Here is a 13,825-nt window from a genome sequence, read left to right as displayed (position 1 = left end):
GGGTCGGACTTGATGGCTACCGGAGAGGCCAAGGTGGAGGACCACAAGATCGTTCAGCGCAACCTCGCCCTGCAACGGGAGTGGTACGGGGAGCCGCTGGGTGACCGCGTGCGCCGGTTGGTCGTGGCTTTCAACGTGTCCCAGGCTCAGCTCGCGGACGTGCTCGGGATCAGCGCGCCGATGCTGAGCCAGGTCATGAGCGGTCGTCGCGCCAAGATCGGCAACCCGTCCGTGCTCGCTCGGATGATCATGCTGGAGCGCAAGGTCCTCACGCCGGACGTGGCGACCGGGGCGCCGGAGGCGTTGCAGCGCGCGCTCGACGACGTGCGCGAGTCCAAGCCGACGGTGTCGCGCGACTCGTTTCCGGTCAACGGGGACGAGAGCGTCGCGTACCCGGTGCTGCGCCGCGTCGCGGACCGCGTCGAACTCCAGCAGGCAGCGGACCTGCTGCACGAGGACTTCCCGGCGATCGCGGAGCTGCTCCGCCGCGCCATCCGGGCCGCCAGCAGGTGAATTTCCGCAGGCGGGAATTCACCTCCATTTAATTGGGTTGGCACTGACAGCGGGTGCGCAGCACAATGGGCACGCACCTCACGCTGGCTCGTGAGCAGCGCCGATGGCCCCATCCACCCGTTTGATCGGGTGGGGTTGCGCACGTCAGCGCGCCGCTGAGCACAGTGCCTGATAGCCTTCGCAGTTGGGTCTGGCTGCGGTCCGTGGCGGCCAGTACCGGCTACCCCCGGCCAGCAATTCGGCGGGCGTGGGGCCGCACGGACCTGAACAAGTAGGAGAAGTACCTAGTGGCACTGTCCACGGATCAGAAGAAGTCCATCCTCGGTGAGTACGGTCTGCATGACTCGGACACCGGCTCGACCGAGGCGCAGGTGGCCCTGCTGAGCAAGCGCATCGCTGACCTCACGGAGCACCTGAAGCAGCACAAGCACGACCACCACTCTCGCCGTGGTCTTCTGCTGATGGTCGGCCGTCGCCGCCGTCTGCTGAACTACTTGACCAAGGTGGACATCAACCGCTACCGCGCGCTGATCCAGCGCCTCGGTCTGCGCAGGTGATACTTGCCGAGGGGGAGTGACCGGCCGGTCACTCCCCCTCGGCGTACAACCGGGTGTATACAGATCCCTGGTTGCAAAGAGGAACGAAACATCAGGACCCGCAACGCGCGAAGCAAGTTTCCGCGCCGGTCCTCGGTAGTGGCCTCCTGGTGGAAACGCCCCAGGGGACTTCGATCGAAGACCGGCCTCGTCAAATCGCGTGTGCGGTGTCCAAAAGACGAGGAGTAACAAGTAAATGACGGACATCGAGGTCCACGAGGCGACTGCCGTTATCGACAACGGCAAGTTCGGCTCGCGCTCCATCCGCTTCGAGACCGGGCGCCTCGCGCGTCAGGCCGCCGGCAGCGTGGTGGCGTACCTGGACGACGAGACCATGCTTCTGAGCGCCACGACGGCGTCGAAGCACCCCAAGGAGCACTTCGACTTCTTCCCCCTCACGGTGGACGTCGAGGAGCGCATGTACGCCGCGGGCCGCATCCCCGGCTCGTTCTTCCGGCGTGAGGGCCGTCCCAGCACGGACGCCATCCTCACCTGCCGCCTGATCGACCGTCCGCTGCGCCCGTCCTTCGTGGACGGCCTGCGCAACGAGATCCAGGTCGTCATCACGGTGATGAGCCTGAACCCGAAGGACCTGTACGACGTCGTGGCGATCAACGCCGCGTCCGCGTCGACGCAGCTCGCGGGTCTGCCGTTCTCCGGCCCGATCGGTGGCGTCCGCGTCGCTCTGATCGAGGGCCAGTGGGTCGCGTTCCCGACCTACGAGCAGCTCGAGAAGGCCGTGTTCGACATGGTCGTCGCGGGCCGCGTGGTCGAGTCCGGTGACGTCGCGATCATGATGGTCGAGGCCGAGGCCACCGACAACGTGATCGACATGATCGCCGAGGGCGCCACCGCCCCGACCGAAGAGGTCGTGGCCGCGGGCCTCGAGGCCGCGAAGCCGTTCATCAAGGTCCTCTGCGAGGCCCAGGCGCAGCTCGCCCAGGTCGCCGCGAAGGCCACCGGCGACTACCCGACGTACCCGGCCTACCAGGCCGACGCGTTCGAGGCCGTCGAGGGCTCCGCTTCCGGCGAGCTCGCCCAGGCGCTGACCATCGCGGGCAAGGCCGAGCGCGAGTCCAAGCTGGACGAGATCAAGGCCGCCACGCTGGAGAAGCTGGCCGAGCAGTTCGAGGGTCGCGAGAAGGAGGTCGGCGCCGCGTTCCGCTCGCTGACCAAGAAGCTCGTGCGCCAGCGCATCCTGCGCGACAAGGTCCGCATCGACGGCCGTGGCCTCACGGACATCCGCGACCTCGGTGCCGAGGTGGCCGTGATCCCGCGGACGCACGGTTCGGCGCTGTTCGAGCGCGGCGAGACCCAGATCCTGGGTGTCACCACGCTGAACATGCTGCGCATGGAGCAGCAGATCGACTCGCTCGCCCCGGAGACGCACAAGCGCTACCTGCACCACTACAACTTCCCGCCCTACTCGACCGGTGAGACCGGCCGCGTGGGTTCGCCGAAGCGCCGCGAGATCGGCCACGGCGCGCTGGCCGAGCGGGCGATCATGCCCGTGCTGCCCAAGCGCGAGGAGTTCCCCTACGCGATCCGCCAGGTGTCCGAGGCGCTGAGCTCCAACGGCTCGACGTCCATGGGCTCCGTCTGCGCCTCGACGCTGTCGCTGCTCAACGCGGGTGTCCCGCTGAAGGCGCCGGTCTCCGGCATCGCGATGGGTCTCGTGTCCGACGAGGTCGACGGTGAGACCCGCTACGTGGCGCTGACCGACATCCTCGGTGCCGAGGACGCGTTCGGCGACATGGACTTCAAGGTCGCGGGCACCAAGGAGTTCGTGACGGCTCTGCAGCTCGACACGAAGCTCGACGGCATCCCGTCCGAGGTGCTGGCGGCGGCGCTGGGCCAGGCCCGCGACGCGCGCTACACCATCCTGGAGGTCATGGCCGAGGCCATCTCCGACCCGGACGAGATGAGCGCCTTCGCTCCGCGCGTGACGTCGGTCAAGATCCCGACCGACAAGATCGGCGAGGTCATCGGCCCGAAGGGCAAGATGATCAACTCGATCACCGAGCAGACCGGTGCCGACATCTCCATCGAGGACGACGGCACGATCTACGTCGGTGCGGCGGACGGCCCCTCGGCCGAGGCCGCGATCGGCATGATCAACGCGATCGCGAACCCGCAGCTGCCGAAGGTCGGCGAGCGCTTCCTGGGCACCGTGGTGAAGACGGCCGCGTTCGGCGCGTTCGTCTCGCTGCTGCCCGGCAAGGACGGCCTCGTCCACATCTCGAAGCTGGGCAACGGCAAGCGCATCGCGAAGGTCGAGGACGTCGTCAAGGTCGGCGACAAGCTCCGCGTCGAGATCGCCGACATCGACCAGCGCGGCAAGATCAGCCTCGTCGTCGTGAACGAGGACGACGCCGCGAAGCCGGCTGACGCCCCGGAGGCCGTCGAGGCCACCGAGGCCACTGAGGCGGCTCCCGCGCAGTGAGCACGACTGACAACAACGTGACGGCCGCGGGTGCATCCACCCGCGGCCGTCCGCGTACCGGAACTCCCGGGCACCTCCAGCGCCCGGGCAGCACGCGGGTGCTCGAGATGTCCGCCGGGTCCGAGGTGCGGCGCAGCATGCTGCCCTCGGGCCTGCGGGTCATCACCGAGCGCATCCCCGGCGTGCGGTCCGCCTCGGTCGGACTGTGGGTGCAGGTCGGGTCCCGTGACGAACGGCCCGAGGTCGCGGGTGCCGCGCACTACCTGGAACACCTGCTGTTCAAGGGAACCGCGCGGCGGACGGCGGCGGCCATCGCGGAGGAGATCGACGCGGTCGGCGGCGAGCTGAACGCGTTCACCGCGAAGGAGCACACCTGCTACTACGCGCACGTCCTCGACGAGGACCTGCCGTTGGCGGTGGACCTGGTGGCGGACGTGGTGTTCGAGGCGATCTGCGGTCCGCGCGACTTCGAGACCGAACGCGGTGTCGTGCTCGAGGAGATCGCGATGCGCGACGACGACCCCGAGGACCTGCTGCACGACGCGTTCATCGAGGCGATCTTCGGCGGGCATGCGTTGGGGCGCCCGGTTCTCGGCACCGAGAAGTCCATTCAGGACATGGAACGGGATGCGCTCTACTCGTTCTACAAGAAGCGCTACACGTTGCCGCGCATGGTGTTCTCCGTCGCCGGCAACATCGAGCACACGCACGTGATGCGGCTGGTGCGCAAGGCCGTCGGCGACCGGCTGTCGCGGGAGGGCAGCGCGGTGGCGCCACGAGCGGGTCGCGCGCGCATCGCCGACGCCCGCAAGCTGGTGCTGCACACCGACGACACCGAGCAGGCGCACATGATGCTCGGCATGCGCGGTCTCGACCGCCACGACGAGCGCCGCTTCGCGTTGAACGTGCTGAACGCGGCCATCGGCGGCGGCATGAGCTCCCGGCTGTTTCAGGAGGTGCGCGAGCGGCGCGGCCTGGCGTACCAGGTGTACTCGTCGGTCGGCCTCTACGCGGACACCGGCACGTTCTCCGTCTACGCGGGCTGCCAGCCGGACAGGCTGGGAGAGACCGCCGGCGTCATCCGCGAGGTGCTCGTGGACGTCGCCCGCGGCAGCCTGTCGGACGCGGAAGTGGCGCGCGGCAAGGGGCAGCTGCGCGGTGCGCTCGTCCTGGGCCTGGAGGACACCAGTTCCCGGATGTCGCGCATCGGCAAGTCCGAACTGAACTACGGCGACCACCTCAGCGTCGAGGCGACCCTCGCGCGCATCGACGCGGTCACGTCCGACGAAGTGGCGTTGCTCGCACGTGAGCTGCTGCGCAGGCCCGTCGCCGCGGCGGTGGTGGGCCCTTACGATCACGCCGACGATCTGCCGGACCAGGTACACGAGGTGATTGCATGATTCGCGTCGGAGTTCTCGGCGCGCGGGGCCGCATGGGTTCCGAGGTGGTCCGCGCGGTCGAGGCCGCGAAGGACATGGAGGTCGTGGCGGCGATCGACGCCGACGACCCGCTGTCCGCGCTCGTCGACGCCGGTGTGCAGGTCGTCGTCGACTTCACGCACCCCGACGTGGTGATGGGGAACCTGGAGTTCTGCGTCGCCAACGGAATCCATTGCGTGGTCGGCACTTCCGGTTTCGACCAGGCCAAGCTGGACGCGGTCGCGGCGCTGCTCGCGGACCGTCCGGACGTTGGCGTGCTGGTGGCGCCGAACTTCGGCATCGGTGCCGTCCTGCTGATGCGCTTCTCGGAGATCGCCGCCCGCTACTACGAGTCGGCCGAGATCATCGAGCTGCACCACCCGCGCAAGGCCGACGCCCCCTCGGGCACGGCCGCCCACACCGCGCGCCTGATCGCCGCCGCGCGGGAGGGCATGGCCCCGATGCCCGACGCGACGACGCAGGAAGAGCCTGGTGCCCGTGGCGCCGCCGTCGACGGTGTGCGGGTCCACTCGCTGCGGATCTCCGGGATGATCGCGCACCAGGAGGTCGTGTTCGGTGGCGAGAGCGAGACCCTGACCATCCGCCAGGACTCGTTGCACCGCACCTCTTTCATGCCCGGCGTGGTGCTGGGCGTGCGGGAGATCGTCGGTCGCCCCGGACTCGCCGTCGGCCTCGACAAGTACCTCGACCTGTGAAGGTCCGCATCACCGTCGGGGTGCTGATCGCGGCTCTCGCGGTCTACTTCGTCCTGCTCACCGGCCGGGCTGTGGCTTTGCTGCAGACCGGTGAGGTGGTCGGGGTCCTGCTCGGCGTCGGTGTGCTGATCCTGCCGTTGCTCGGGGTCTGGCTCGTGTACTCCAACCTGCGTTTCGGCTGGGAGACCGAGAAGATGGCCCGTGAGCTCGATGCCGACGGCCTGCTGCCGGACGTCTCGCACCTGCCGCGCCGGCCGTCCGGCCGGGTGGACCGGGCTGCCGCGGACTCGTGGTTCGAGGAGCGGCGGGCCGAGGTCGAGGCCTCGCCGGAGGACTGGCGGGCCTGGTTCCGGCTCGCCTACGCGTACGACGTCGCGGGGGACCGCGGGCGGGCGCGCGAGACCATGCGCAAGGCCATCGAGCTGCACGCGTGAACACAACCCCAGGCCGCTGGCCTGGGGTTTTCGCTATGCGGTGAGCACGGCCGCGATCAGCTCCGCCGCCAGGTCGCCCTTCTGCACCACCAGCACGTCCTCCAGCCCGAGCCAGTCGGCCATGTGCCGCAGCTCCGCGGCGAGCTCCACCGCCACCCGCGGCCGGTCCACGCCCTCCTCGGCCCACGCCGACTGCACCCGCAGCACCCCGGCGGCACGGTCGGCCTTGATGTCCACGCGCGCCACGAGCGCACCGTCCAGCAGGAACGGGAACACGTAGTACCCGTGCACCCGGCGAGGCTCCGGCACGTAGATCTCGATGCGGTACCGGAAGCCGAAGATGCGCTCGGTCCGCGCCCGCTCCCAGATCAGCGGGTCGAACGGGCACAGCAGGGCACGCCCGGCCACCCGGCGCGGGGCCTTCGCCTCGACGTGGCGGTAACCGACGGCCTTCCAGCCCTCGACCGCCACCGGCTCCAGGACTCCGTCCTCCACCAGCGACGCCACCGCGGCCTGCGAACGGCGCGGGTCGAGCCGGTAGTAGTCGCGCAGGTCGGGTTCGGTCGCCACGCCGAGAGCGACCGCGGAACGCAGCACCAGCTCGCGCGCACCCGAGTCGGCCGTCCACTTCTGCGCCAGGACGTCGGCCGGGATGACGCGCTCGGTCAGGTCGTAGAGGCGCTCGAACGAACGGCGGGTGCCGGTCGTCAGGACGCCCACGCCGAAGAGGACCTCGCAGATGCGCTTGACCTCGGACCAGTCCCACCACGGGCCCTTCGCGCGGCCCCGGTCGCCCATGAGGGCCTTCTCCAGGGCACCGGCACCGATCGGGCCCAGCTCCTTCACGGCGGCGAGCACGTCGTCGACCAGCTGCGGTGAGCGTTCCAGGATCGTCTGGTAGTTCTGCCACCAGCCGCGCTTCTTGGCGCCGGAGTGGAACAGCGGCCAGTCGGCCACCGGCACCAGGGAGGCCTCGTGCGCCCACGTCTCCACGAGCAGGCGGGGCTTGCGCACGGAGTGCGTCCACGCCGCCTCGTCCAGCAGGGTGGGCTCGTAGGAGCCGAGGCGGGAGAACAACGGCATGTAGTGCGCGCGCACGGCCACGTTCACCGAGTCGATCTGCAGCAGCTGCACGCGGGACAGGACGCGCTGCAGGTGCCTGCGGGTGGCCGCGGACGGCCGCAGGTCGGTGAAACCCTGGGCGCTCAGGGCGATTCGACGGGCCACGTCCGCACTCATGCTCTGCACGTCGCCGATGGTGCCACGCACCCCTGACAATTCCGCGACACGGCGTCGATAGGCTGCGTTTATGGCCGACGCCGGCGTGCACACCGCCACCGCTGCTGATCTTTCGGAGATCGTCCGCATCCATCGGGAGACGTGGCGGCTCGCCTACGCCGAACTGCTGCCGCCCGAAGTCCTCGAGGCGCTCGACACCGACGAGGCCTGGGCGCTGGCCGTCCAGAGCGGTGCGGTGCTCAAGGCGACCGAGGGGGAGTGGGTCGTCGGGTTCGTCGTGGCCAGCAAGGCCCCGGACGAGGAAGTCGCCAAGGCGGACGGTTCGCTGCCGGAGGACGCCGCCACCACCGCGCTGCTCAGCGTCCTCGTGGAACCGCGCTGGGGCCGTCGCGGGCACGGCACGCGGCTCGTCGCGGAGGCGGTGCGGAGGCTCGGCGAAACGGGCGCGACGCGGGGCATCGCCTGGGTGCCCGAGGCCGACAAGGCGTCGCGGAACTTCTACGAGCGACTGGGCTGGACGGGTGATGGCACGGTGCGCACGTTGGACGCAGGCGGGCGTCCGTTGCGCGAGGTCCGGGTGTCCGGTCCGCTCGAGGTCCGACTCGCGGACTGAGATCTGTGTAACCTCGGCCAGGTGCTCGCCCTCGTCGGCCTCACCTTTGGGGTCGCGTTCGGCTCGGCCGTCGTTCCCCTGATCAGCATCGAGATGTTCGTCCTGGGACTCTGCGTGCGCTGGCCGGACGTCTCGTTCTGGATCGTCGGCCTCGCCGTGGCCGTCGGCCAGGTGCTGGGCAAGCTCCTGTACTTCTACGCGGCGCGCGGCGACATCCACCTGCCGAAGTTCCTGCACCGCAAACCGAGCGACAAGCCGTCGAAGCTCAGCCGCTGGTTCGGTCCCGGCACGCGCCTGCACCGCTGGGGCGACTGGATCCACGTGAAGTGCAAGGCGCACCCGAACTGGATGGCCGGCACGCACGGGGTGAGCGCACTGGTCGGGGTGCCGCCGTTCATGGCGACGAGCGTGCTGGCCGGGCTCGCGGGCATGTCCACGACGATGTTCGTCGCCACCGGCCTGGTGGGCCGCTTCGCGAGGTTCAGCTTCCTCGCGGCCTCACCGGCCGTCGTGATGGCGTGGTTCTAGTAGGTGAACAAGATCGACGCCGTCACGGAGAAGGCGATCAGGACTGCGGCCACGACGATTCGCGCTGACTCGAGCACGACGCCGAAGTTATCGAGCCGTCGCCGACGAAAGCCAGGCGCAAACGGGTGAGAGCCGAATGATCTAACTCTCACCCGCCCGTTTCACGCCTGTTTATTCGAGAACGAGTACTCCGTCGGGTACGCCGGGGATGTCGTACGAGTGCCACATCGGGCGCCAGCCGGGCAGCTCCAGCATGCGGCGCAGGTCCGCGAACCCGCTGAGCCAGCCCATCCACGGCCCGTAGGGCGGGTTCGCCGTGTCGAAGCCGCTCTGCACGAACGTCAGCCGCGTCTTGCCCTCTGAGCCCTCCAGCTCCCAGGACGACACCATCCCGCCGGGGAACTCCAGCGCGAAGTTCGACTCGTCGAGTGCGATGACCTTCGCGGGGTTCTCCTCCTCCGCAAGGCTTCCCATCGCCCACCGGCCGCCGACGTGCGGCTCGATCTCCATGCGGGCCCCGAACCACCGCGCGAACACCGCGGGATCGGTCAGCGCGTCGACGATGGCCGCCGGCGACGCCGCGATGTCGAACTCGAACCGCTGCTCGGGCGACGTGAAGTCGCAGAACCCCAGCACCGGCCGGCCTTCGACGTGCTCGACCAGGTTGCCCAGCACCAACGGCCAGAACGTCAGCAGGATCTCCGACTCCTCCTTGCCGTCGCCCCACTCCGGGTAAGGGGACTGCGTCGCCGCGATGACCGTCTCGCCGTCGCGTTCCTCGACGCCGAGCTCGACCGCGTACTCGGTGCCGTACAGGAACCACGAGTAGCGCACCGACCTGTCGTCGAAGCCCAGCAGCTTCTGCCGGCCGCGTTCGCCCTCCGGCGTGTGGCGTCCCCAGAACTCGTACTCGCCGCGCTCCAGGTCCACGTGCGCGTGCTCGGCCAGCCACACCCGCAGGTCGTCGGCCGTCGTCAACGCCCGGTAGATCCTCTCGGCGGGCGCGGACGTGCGGACGCGGACGGTTCCGGTGCTCATCGGTCTTCTCCTTTGGGGTAGCAGGCGAGCGCGATGCGGAACGCATCCCCTTCCGCGCCGCCGTATCGGGTGAAGAGGTCCTGCAACGTCGTCTGCAGCTCGGTCAGGAACTGCTGCCGTTCCTCCGGCAGCACCCGGATCTCGCCGGACACGCCGATGGACGGCAGCTCGCTCGACCGGTCCAGTGCCGCCACGTCGACCTGGATCTGCTCGGCGAGGTCGACGAGGTGGCCCAGCGCCAGCTCGTCGCGCGACCCGATCCGGCCGACCAGTCGCGGCGACAGCCAGTACGACCGCGCCACGGCCTGGTAGAGGCCTTCCTGGACGCCGCGCACCTTCCGTTCCGACACCTGGGTCGCCAGACCGGCCTTGACCAGCTGTTTGACGTGGTAGTGCACGCGTTGCGGCGTCTGGTCGAGCACCTCGGCGACCTCGGTGCACGAGCTCGGTGCGGCGAGCTGCCGCAGCACCTCCACGCGCTGCGGTTTGAGCAGGGTCTCGGCCTGCTCCATCCGGTCCAGATAGATCACGTCTCTCATCGCAAAAAAGACTTTGAACGTTCAAAACTCTTTTGTCAATCGTGCGGACAACTATGGACTGACAGATATTGAAATCTGTCAGCTGATCGGGCAGGCTGGAACCACCGAAGACGAAAGGGTTCGAAAATGCAGAAGCGTCAGCTCGGAGCCACCGGCCCGGTCGTGTCCGCCATCGGCCTGGGCTGCATGGGCATGTCCAACGCCTACGGCCCGGCCGACCGGGACGAGAGCATCGCGACCATCCACACCGCCCTCGACGCGGGCGTCACGCTGCTCGACACCGGTGACTTCTACGGCCAGGGCCACAACGAGATGCTCATCGCCGAGGCCCTCAAGAGCCGTCGCGACGAGGTGCAGCTCAGCGTCAAGTTCGGCGGTATGAGGGATGCCGACGGCGCGTTCCTCGGGTTCGACACGAGGCCCGTCGCGGTCGCCAACTCCCTCGCGTACTCACTGCAGCGGCTCGGCACCGACCACGTCGACGTCTACCGGCCGGCCCGGCTCGACCCGAACGTGCCGATCGAGGACACCATCGGCGCCATCGCCGAGCAGATCGACAAGGGCCGCGTTCGGCACATCGGCCTGAGCGAGGTCGGCGCCGACACCATCCGCCGCGCCCACGCCGTGCACCCCATCGCCGACCTGCAGATCGAGTACGGCCTGCTGGAACGCGGTGTCGAGCGGGAGATCCTGCAGGTCACCCGTGAGCTCGGGATCAGCATCACCGCGTACGGCGTGCTGTCGCGCGGCCTGATCTCGTCCACCCCGCTCACCCTCGACGCCGGTGACTGGCGTGGCCACGCACCCCGGTTCCAGGGCGACAACCTGGCCCGCAACGCAGCCCTCGTCGAGAAGCTCGGCGAGATCGCCGCGAGCAAGGGCGTCACGGTCGCGCAGCTCGCGATCGCCTGGGTGGCGGCACGCGGTGAGGACGTGGTGCCTCTCGTCGGCACGACGAAGCGTGCGAGGCTGAACGAGGCGATCGGTGCCGTCGGCGTGACGTTCACCGAGCAGGAACTGCAGGAGATCGAGGCCGTCGCTCCTCTGGGAGCCGCCGCGGGCACGCGTTATGCGGCCGCGCAGATGGCGATGCTGGACAGCGAGAGGTGAGATGACGTGGCGGAGGCGTTGACCGGCGAGGCGATCCTCGCGGCGACCGAAGAGGTGCTGCGCAGGTACGGCCCGGCCAAGGCGACCGTCGTCGACGTCGCCAAGGCACTCGGGGTCAGCCACGGCAGCGTCTACCGCCACTTCCCGACAAAAGCCGCTTTGCGCGAGGCCGTGACGCGGCGCTGGCTCGACGCGATCCACTTGGAGATGGAGTCGGTCCTCGACGCCGGAGCGAGCGCGGCGGACAACCTGAGGGCCTGGCTGCAGCACCTGTTCGACCGGAAGCGGCTCTCCCACGTCGACGAACCCGAGCTGTTCGCGACGTTCAAGGTGCTGGTGAGCGAGAGCCGCATCATCCCCGAGTACCACCTCGGTCACCTCGTGGGGCAGATCGCGCGCATCATCTCGGCCGGAGTGGAAACCCGCGAGTTCGTGACCGACGACGTCCAGAGGACGGCGCAGGCGGTGTGGGACGCGACGCAGATGTTCCACCACCCGGCTCACGCCCAGGAGTGGGGGAATCCTCACATCCAGGAGGAGTTCGACGCCGTCGTCTCACTGGTCGTGGCCGGACTGCGGTACAACCGAACCCCTAGTGCCACAGGCGATGCTTGAGGGTCACGGAGGTGAACAGTGCCGCCTGACGAGTGGATCGATCTGCTGGGAGCGCCCGAACGGCGTCCTGACCCGGTTGACTGGGACGCGGTCAAAGGCCGGGTGGGCACCGCGCTGCCCAGCGATTTCGTGCACCTGGCCGAGGCCTACCCACCGCTCATCGTCGGGGGTTACGTCCGCATCCTGCACCCGACGGCACGTGCCGGTTTCATGAACTGGATGTCGACGGCGCCCAAGATGCTGCGGGCACTGCGGCGCCAGCCGGGTCTGCGCGTGCACCCGGACTCTCCCGGCCTGCTGCCCTGGGGCATGACGGTGAACGGCGACCACTGCCTCTGGTTCACCCAGGGCGAGCCGGACGAGTGGACCGTGATGATCACGGACATGCGGCAGAAGTGGTCCTATGCCGGCAACTTCTCGAGTTTCATCAGGAAGTTCCTGACCGGTGAGCTGCGGTGCCCGCTCTTCCCGGACGACGTCCCCGGCGGATCCAAACCGTTCCAGGAGCCGTGAGGACGCCGTCCGGGCCTACCCGACCCCCGGTCAGTTCGAAGCGGCGGTCACCAGTGCGTTGCCGCTGCCCGTGCGGCCCGTGACCGTCAGAGCGGCGTCACCCAGCGGCTGCGACGAGACGTCGAAGTCGCTGCGCGCGGTGCCGGACGTGGACACCAGGTCGATCCGCGCGAGCGTGCCCTGCCGGATGCCGACGCGGATGTGGCCCGAGCCCGTGCCGAGCTGGATCTCGCCGGTGGCCGCGTCGGCCACGGTCAGATCGCCGCTGCCGGTGCGGACCTGGACGTTGCCCTGCACGGCGCCCAGCCACACGTCACCGGTCCCGGTGATCAGCGTGGTCGTGCCGCCGACCGACGACACCTCGACGTCCCCGCTGCCCGTCTTGGCCTTCAGTGTCGAGAGCATCGTGCCCAGGCGCACGGTGCCGGCGCCCGAGTTCACCTTGGCCTCGCCGGTCGCGCGGTCCGCGGACACGCTGCCCGTGCCGGTGTTCAGGTCGAGACGACCCGCGCCGCCCGTCACGATGACATCAGCCGCACCGGTCCGTGAAGACACGTGCGACCCCACGGGAGCCGTCACCACCACGGACAGCGGCACCGCGCGCAACGGCAGCGCCTTCGACGACTCGATGCGCAAACGGTTGCCCAGCAGCTCGACGCGTGCGTCGCGCACGGCCTCCTCGGGGCCTGCCGCGGGAGTGGTCTTGTCCGGGCCGAACTGGCCGCTGACCCAGCTCAGCACGCTGGACAGGCCCTCGGTCCACGAGTTGCCCGCGTTCGGGTCGTGCCGCACCTCGACGTGCACGCCGGTGCCGTCGACCAGCTGCACCTGCACGCGGCCGCTGAGCAGTGAGATGTCGATCTCGGCGACGCCCGCGAACTCGAAGCTCTGCTGGCGCACGACGCCGGACGGTTCGCTGTCTGTCGGCTCTGTCATCCCGCTCACCCCTGCACCCATCCGCGGACGCGCGAGCCCGAGCCGGCGTTTCCGCTCCACCCCTTGTGCTGCTGCTTGTGCTTGCCGTGCACCGCGCCACCCACGGCCTGCTGGATGAACGAGTTCAGCGACATGCCCTGGGCCGACGCGGCGGCCTCGGCCTTCGACTTGAGCTCGTTGATCATGCGCAGCGTGATGCGGCTGATGTCACCCGTGGCGTCACCTGTGCCGAAGTTCGGCATCTCGTGACGCGGAGCGGGCTCCGGCTCCGGTTCCGCCGATCCCGTGACGACCACCTGGACGTCACGACCGGACAGGCGAACGTCCACGACCTGGCCGTCCAGGGAGGCGGTGACCTCCGCGGCCAGGTCGGACAGTGCGTTCATGATCGCCAGTCGCGCGGCTGGCTCGAGCGCTGCGGACAGTGCGGCGGCCGTTCGACGGGTGTTCTCGTCCCCCGCGGATGCGGCCGTCGCCAGGTCCTCGCGCAGTGACGCGATGTACGGCGACAGATCCATGACACCACTATGACGTCACTTCCGACATCGTGCAACCACCGCGTGGCGTCAGGGCT

At 69.2% G+C, this 13,825-nt stretch carries 16 protein-coding genes; 11 read left to right on the top strand and 5 right to left on the bottom strand.

Annotated features, from left to right (window positions below):
- The first annotated feature begins 33 nt into the window (after positions 1-33).
- The 6 genes from DFR72_RS21850 to DFR72_RS21825 all read left to right on the top strand — a co-directional run bounded on the left by DFR72_RS21850 (position 34) and on the right by DFR72_RS21825 (position 6,120).
- Complete coding sequence (locus DFR72_RS21850) at positions 34-513, top strand: helix-turn-helix domain-containing protein (RefSeq protein ID WP_090073977.1); 480 nt, start codon at positions 34-36, stop codon at positions 511-513.
- Between the two features lie 287 nt (positions 514-800).
- Positions 801-1,070, top strand: coding sequence for a 30S ribosomal protein S15 (gene rpsO / locus DFR72_RS21845; RefSeq protein ID WP_045318466.1), 270 nt, complete (start codon positions 801-803; stop codon positions 1,068-1,070).
- 235 nt (positions 1,071-1,305) lie between these two features.
- Positions 1,306-3,552 (top strand): polyribonucleotide nucleotidyltransferase, encoded by a 2,247-nt coding sequence (locus DFR72_RS21840; protein WP_090073839.1) that lies wholly within the window; start codon positions 1,306-1,308, stop codon positions 3,550-3,552.
- A 107-nt stretch (positions 3,553-3,659) separates the two neighbouring features.
- On the top strand, positions 3,660-4,952 hold the full coding sequence (locus DFR72_RS21835) for a M16 family metallopeptidase (RefSeq protein ID WP_090073979.1): 1,293 nt from the start codon (positions 3,660-3,662) through the stop codon (positions 4,950-4,952).
- Entirely contained in the window at positions 4,949-5,686 is a 738-nt protein-coding gene (dapB, locus tag DFR72_RS21830; protein WP_090073841.1) for a 4-hydroxy-tetrahydrodipicolinate reductase, read from the top strand. Before DFR72_RS21835 ends, dapB begins: the two co-directional genes overlap by 4 nt.
- Positions 5,683-6,120, top strand: coding sequence for a tetratricopeptide repeat protein (locus DFR72_RS21825; protein WP_090073842.1), 438 nt, complete (start codon positions 5,683-5,685; stop codon positions 6,118-6,120). The genes dapB and DFR72_RS21825 overlap by 4 nt, the downstream gene beginning before the upstream one ends.
- A 33-nt stretch (positions 6,121-6,153) precedes the next feature.
- Here the strand turns inward: DFR72_RS21825 and DFR72_RS21820 are convergent, their stop codons facing one another.
- The gene (locus tag DFR72_RS21820; RefSeq protein WP_090073981.1) at positions 6,154-7,359 is read right to left on the bottom strand and encodes a winged helix-turn-helix domain-containing protein; all 1,206 of its coding nucleotides are present in this window, start codon (positions 7,357-7,359) and stop codon (positions 6,154-6,156) included.
- Positions 7,360-7,429: 70 nt separating this feature from the next.
- Here DFR72_RS21820 and DFR72_RS21815 point away from each other — a divergent pair, with 70 nt between their 5' ends.
- Both DFR72_RS21815 and DFR72_RS21810 read left to right on the top strand, forming a co-directional pair.
- The gene (locus tag DFR72_RS21815; protein ID WP_090073843.1) at positions 7,430-7,972 is read left to right on the top strand and encodes a GNAT family N-acetyltransferase; all 543 of its coding nucleotides are present in this window, start codon (positions 7,430-7,432) and stop codon (positions 7,970-7,972) included.
- A gap of 21 nt (positions 7,973-7,993) precedes the next feature.
- On the top strand, positions 7,994-8,500 hold the full coding sequence (locus DFR72_RS21810; protein WP_090073846.1) for a YqaA family protein: 507 nt from the start codon (positions 7,994-7,996) through the stop codon (positions 8,498-8,500).
- A gap of 171 nt (positions 8,501-8,671) precedes the next feature.
- Here DFR72_RS21810 and DFR72_RS21805 read toward each other — a convergent pair whose 3' ends face one another.
- Both DFR72_RS21805 and DFR72_RS21800 read right to left on the bottom strand, forming a co-directional pair.
- A complete protein-coding gene (locus DFR72_RS21805) occupies positions 8,672-9,538 on the bottom strand; it encodes an SRPBCC family protein (protein WP_090073848.1) in 867 nt (288 codons plus the stop codon).
- Entirely contained in the window at positions 9,535-10,077 is a 543-nt protein-coding gene (locus tag DFR72_RS21800; RefSeq protein ID WP_090073850.1) for a winged helix-turn-helix domain-containing protein, read from the bottom strand. Before DFR72_RS21800 ends, DFR72_RS21805 begins: the two co-directional genes overlap by 4 nt.
- Positions 10,078-10,203: 126 nt before the next feature.
- Here DFR72_RS21800 and DFR72_RS21795 point away from each other — a divergent pair, with 126 nt between their 5' ends.
- From DFR72_RS21795 to DFR72_RS21785, 3 genes are read left to right on the top strand one after another with little or no spacing between them, the layout of a single operon-like run.
- Positions 10,204-11,187 carry an aldo/keto reductase gene (locus DFR72_RS21795; RefSeq protein ID WP_090073852.1) on the top strand — a complete coding sequence of 328 codons (984 nt, stop codon included), beginning with the start codon at positions 10,204-10,206 and terminating at the stop codon, positions 11,185-11,187.
- A 6-nt stretch (positions 11,188-11,193) separates the two neighbouring features.
- Positions 11,194-11,802, top strand: coding sequence for a TetR/AcrR family transcriptional regulator (locus DFR72_RS21790; RefSeq protein ID WP_090073854.1), 609 nt, complete (start codon positions 11,194-11,196; stop codon positions 11,800-11,802).
- An 18-nt stretch (positions 11,803-11,820) separates the two neighbouring features.
- A complete protein-coding gene (locus DFR72_RS21785) occupies positions 11,821-12,315 on the top strand; it encodes a hypothetical protein (RefSeq protein WP_090073857.1) in 495 nt (164 codons plus the stop codon).
- 30 nt (positions 12,316-12,345) lie between these two features.
- Here the strand turns inward: DFR72_RS21785 and DFR72_RS21780 are convergent, their stop codons facing one another.
- Positions 12,346-13,251: a DUF4097 family beta strand repeat-containing protein gene (locus DFR72_RS21780; RefSeq protein ID WP_090073861.1), complete on the bottom strand. Its 906-nt coding sequence runs from the start codon at positions 13,249-13,251 to the stop codon at positions 12,346-12,348.
- Between the two features lie 5 nt (positions 13,252-13,256).
- On the bottom strand, positions 13,257-13,769 hold the full coding sequence (locus tag DFR72_RS21775; protein ID WP_090073864.1) for a toxin-antitoxin system HicB family antitoxin: 513 nt from the start codon (positions 13,767-13,769) through the stop codon (positions 13,257-13,259).
- Between the last annotated feature and the right edge of the window lie 56 nt (positions 13,770-13,825).

This window comes from Lentzea flaviverrucosa, from assembly GCF_003350445.1.
Taxonomy (GTDB): domain Bacteria; phylum Actinomycetota; class Actinomycetes; order Mycobacteriales; family Pseudonocardiaceae; genus Lentzea; species Lentzea californiensis.
The sequence above is the reverse complement of the archived record's forward strand: the minus strand, read 5'-3'. Positions and strand labels throughout refer to the sequence as shown.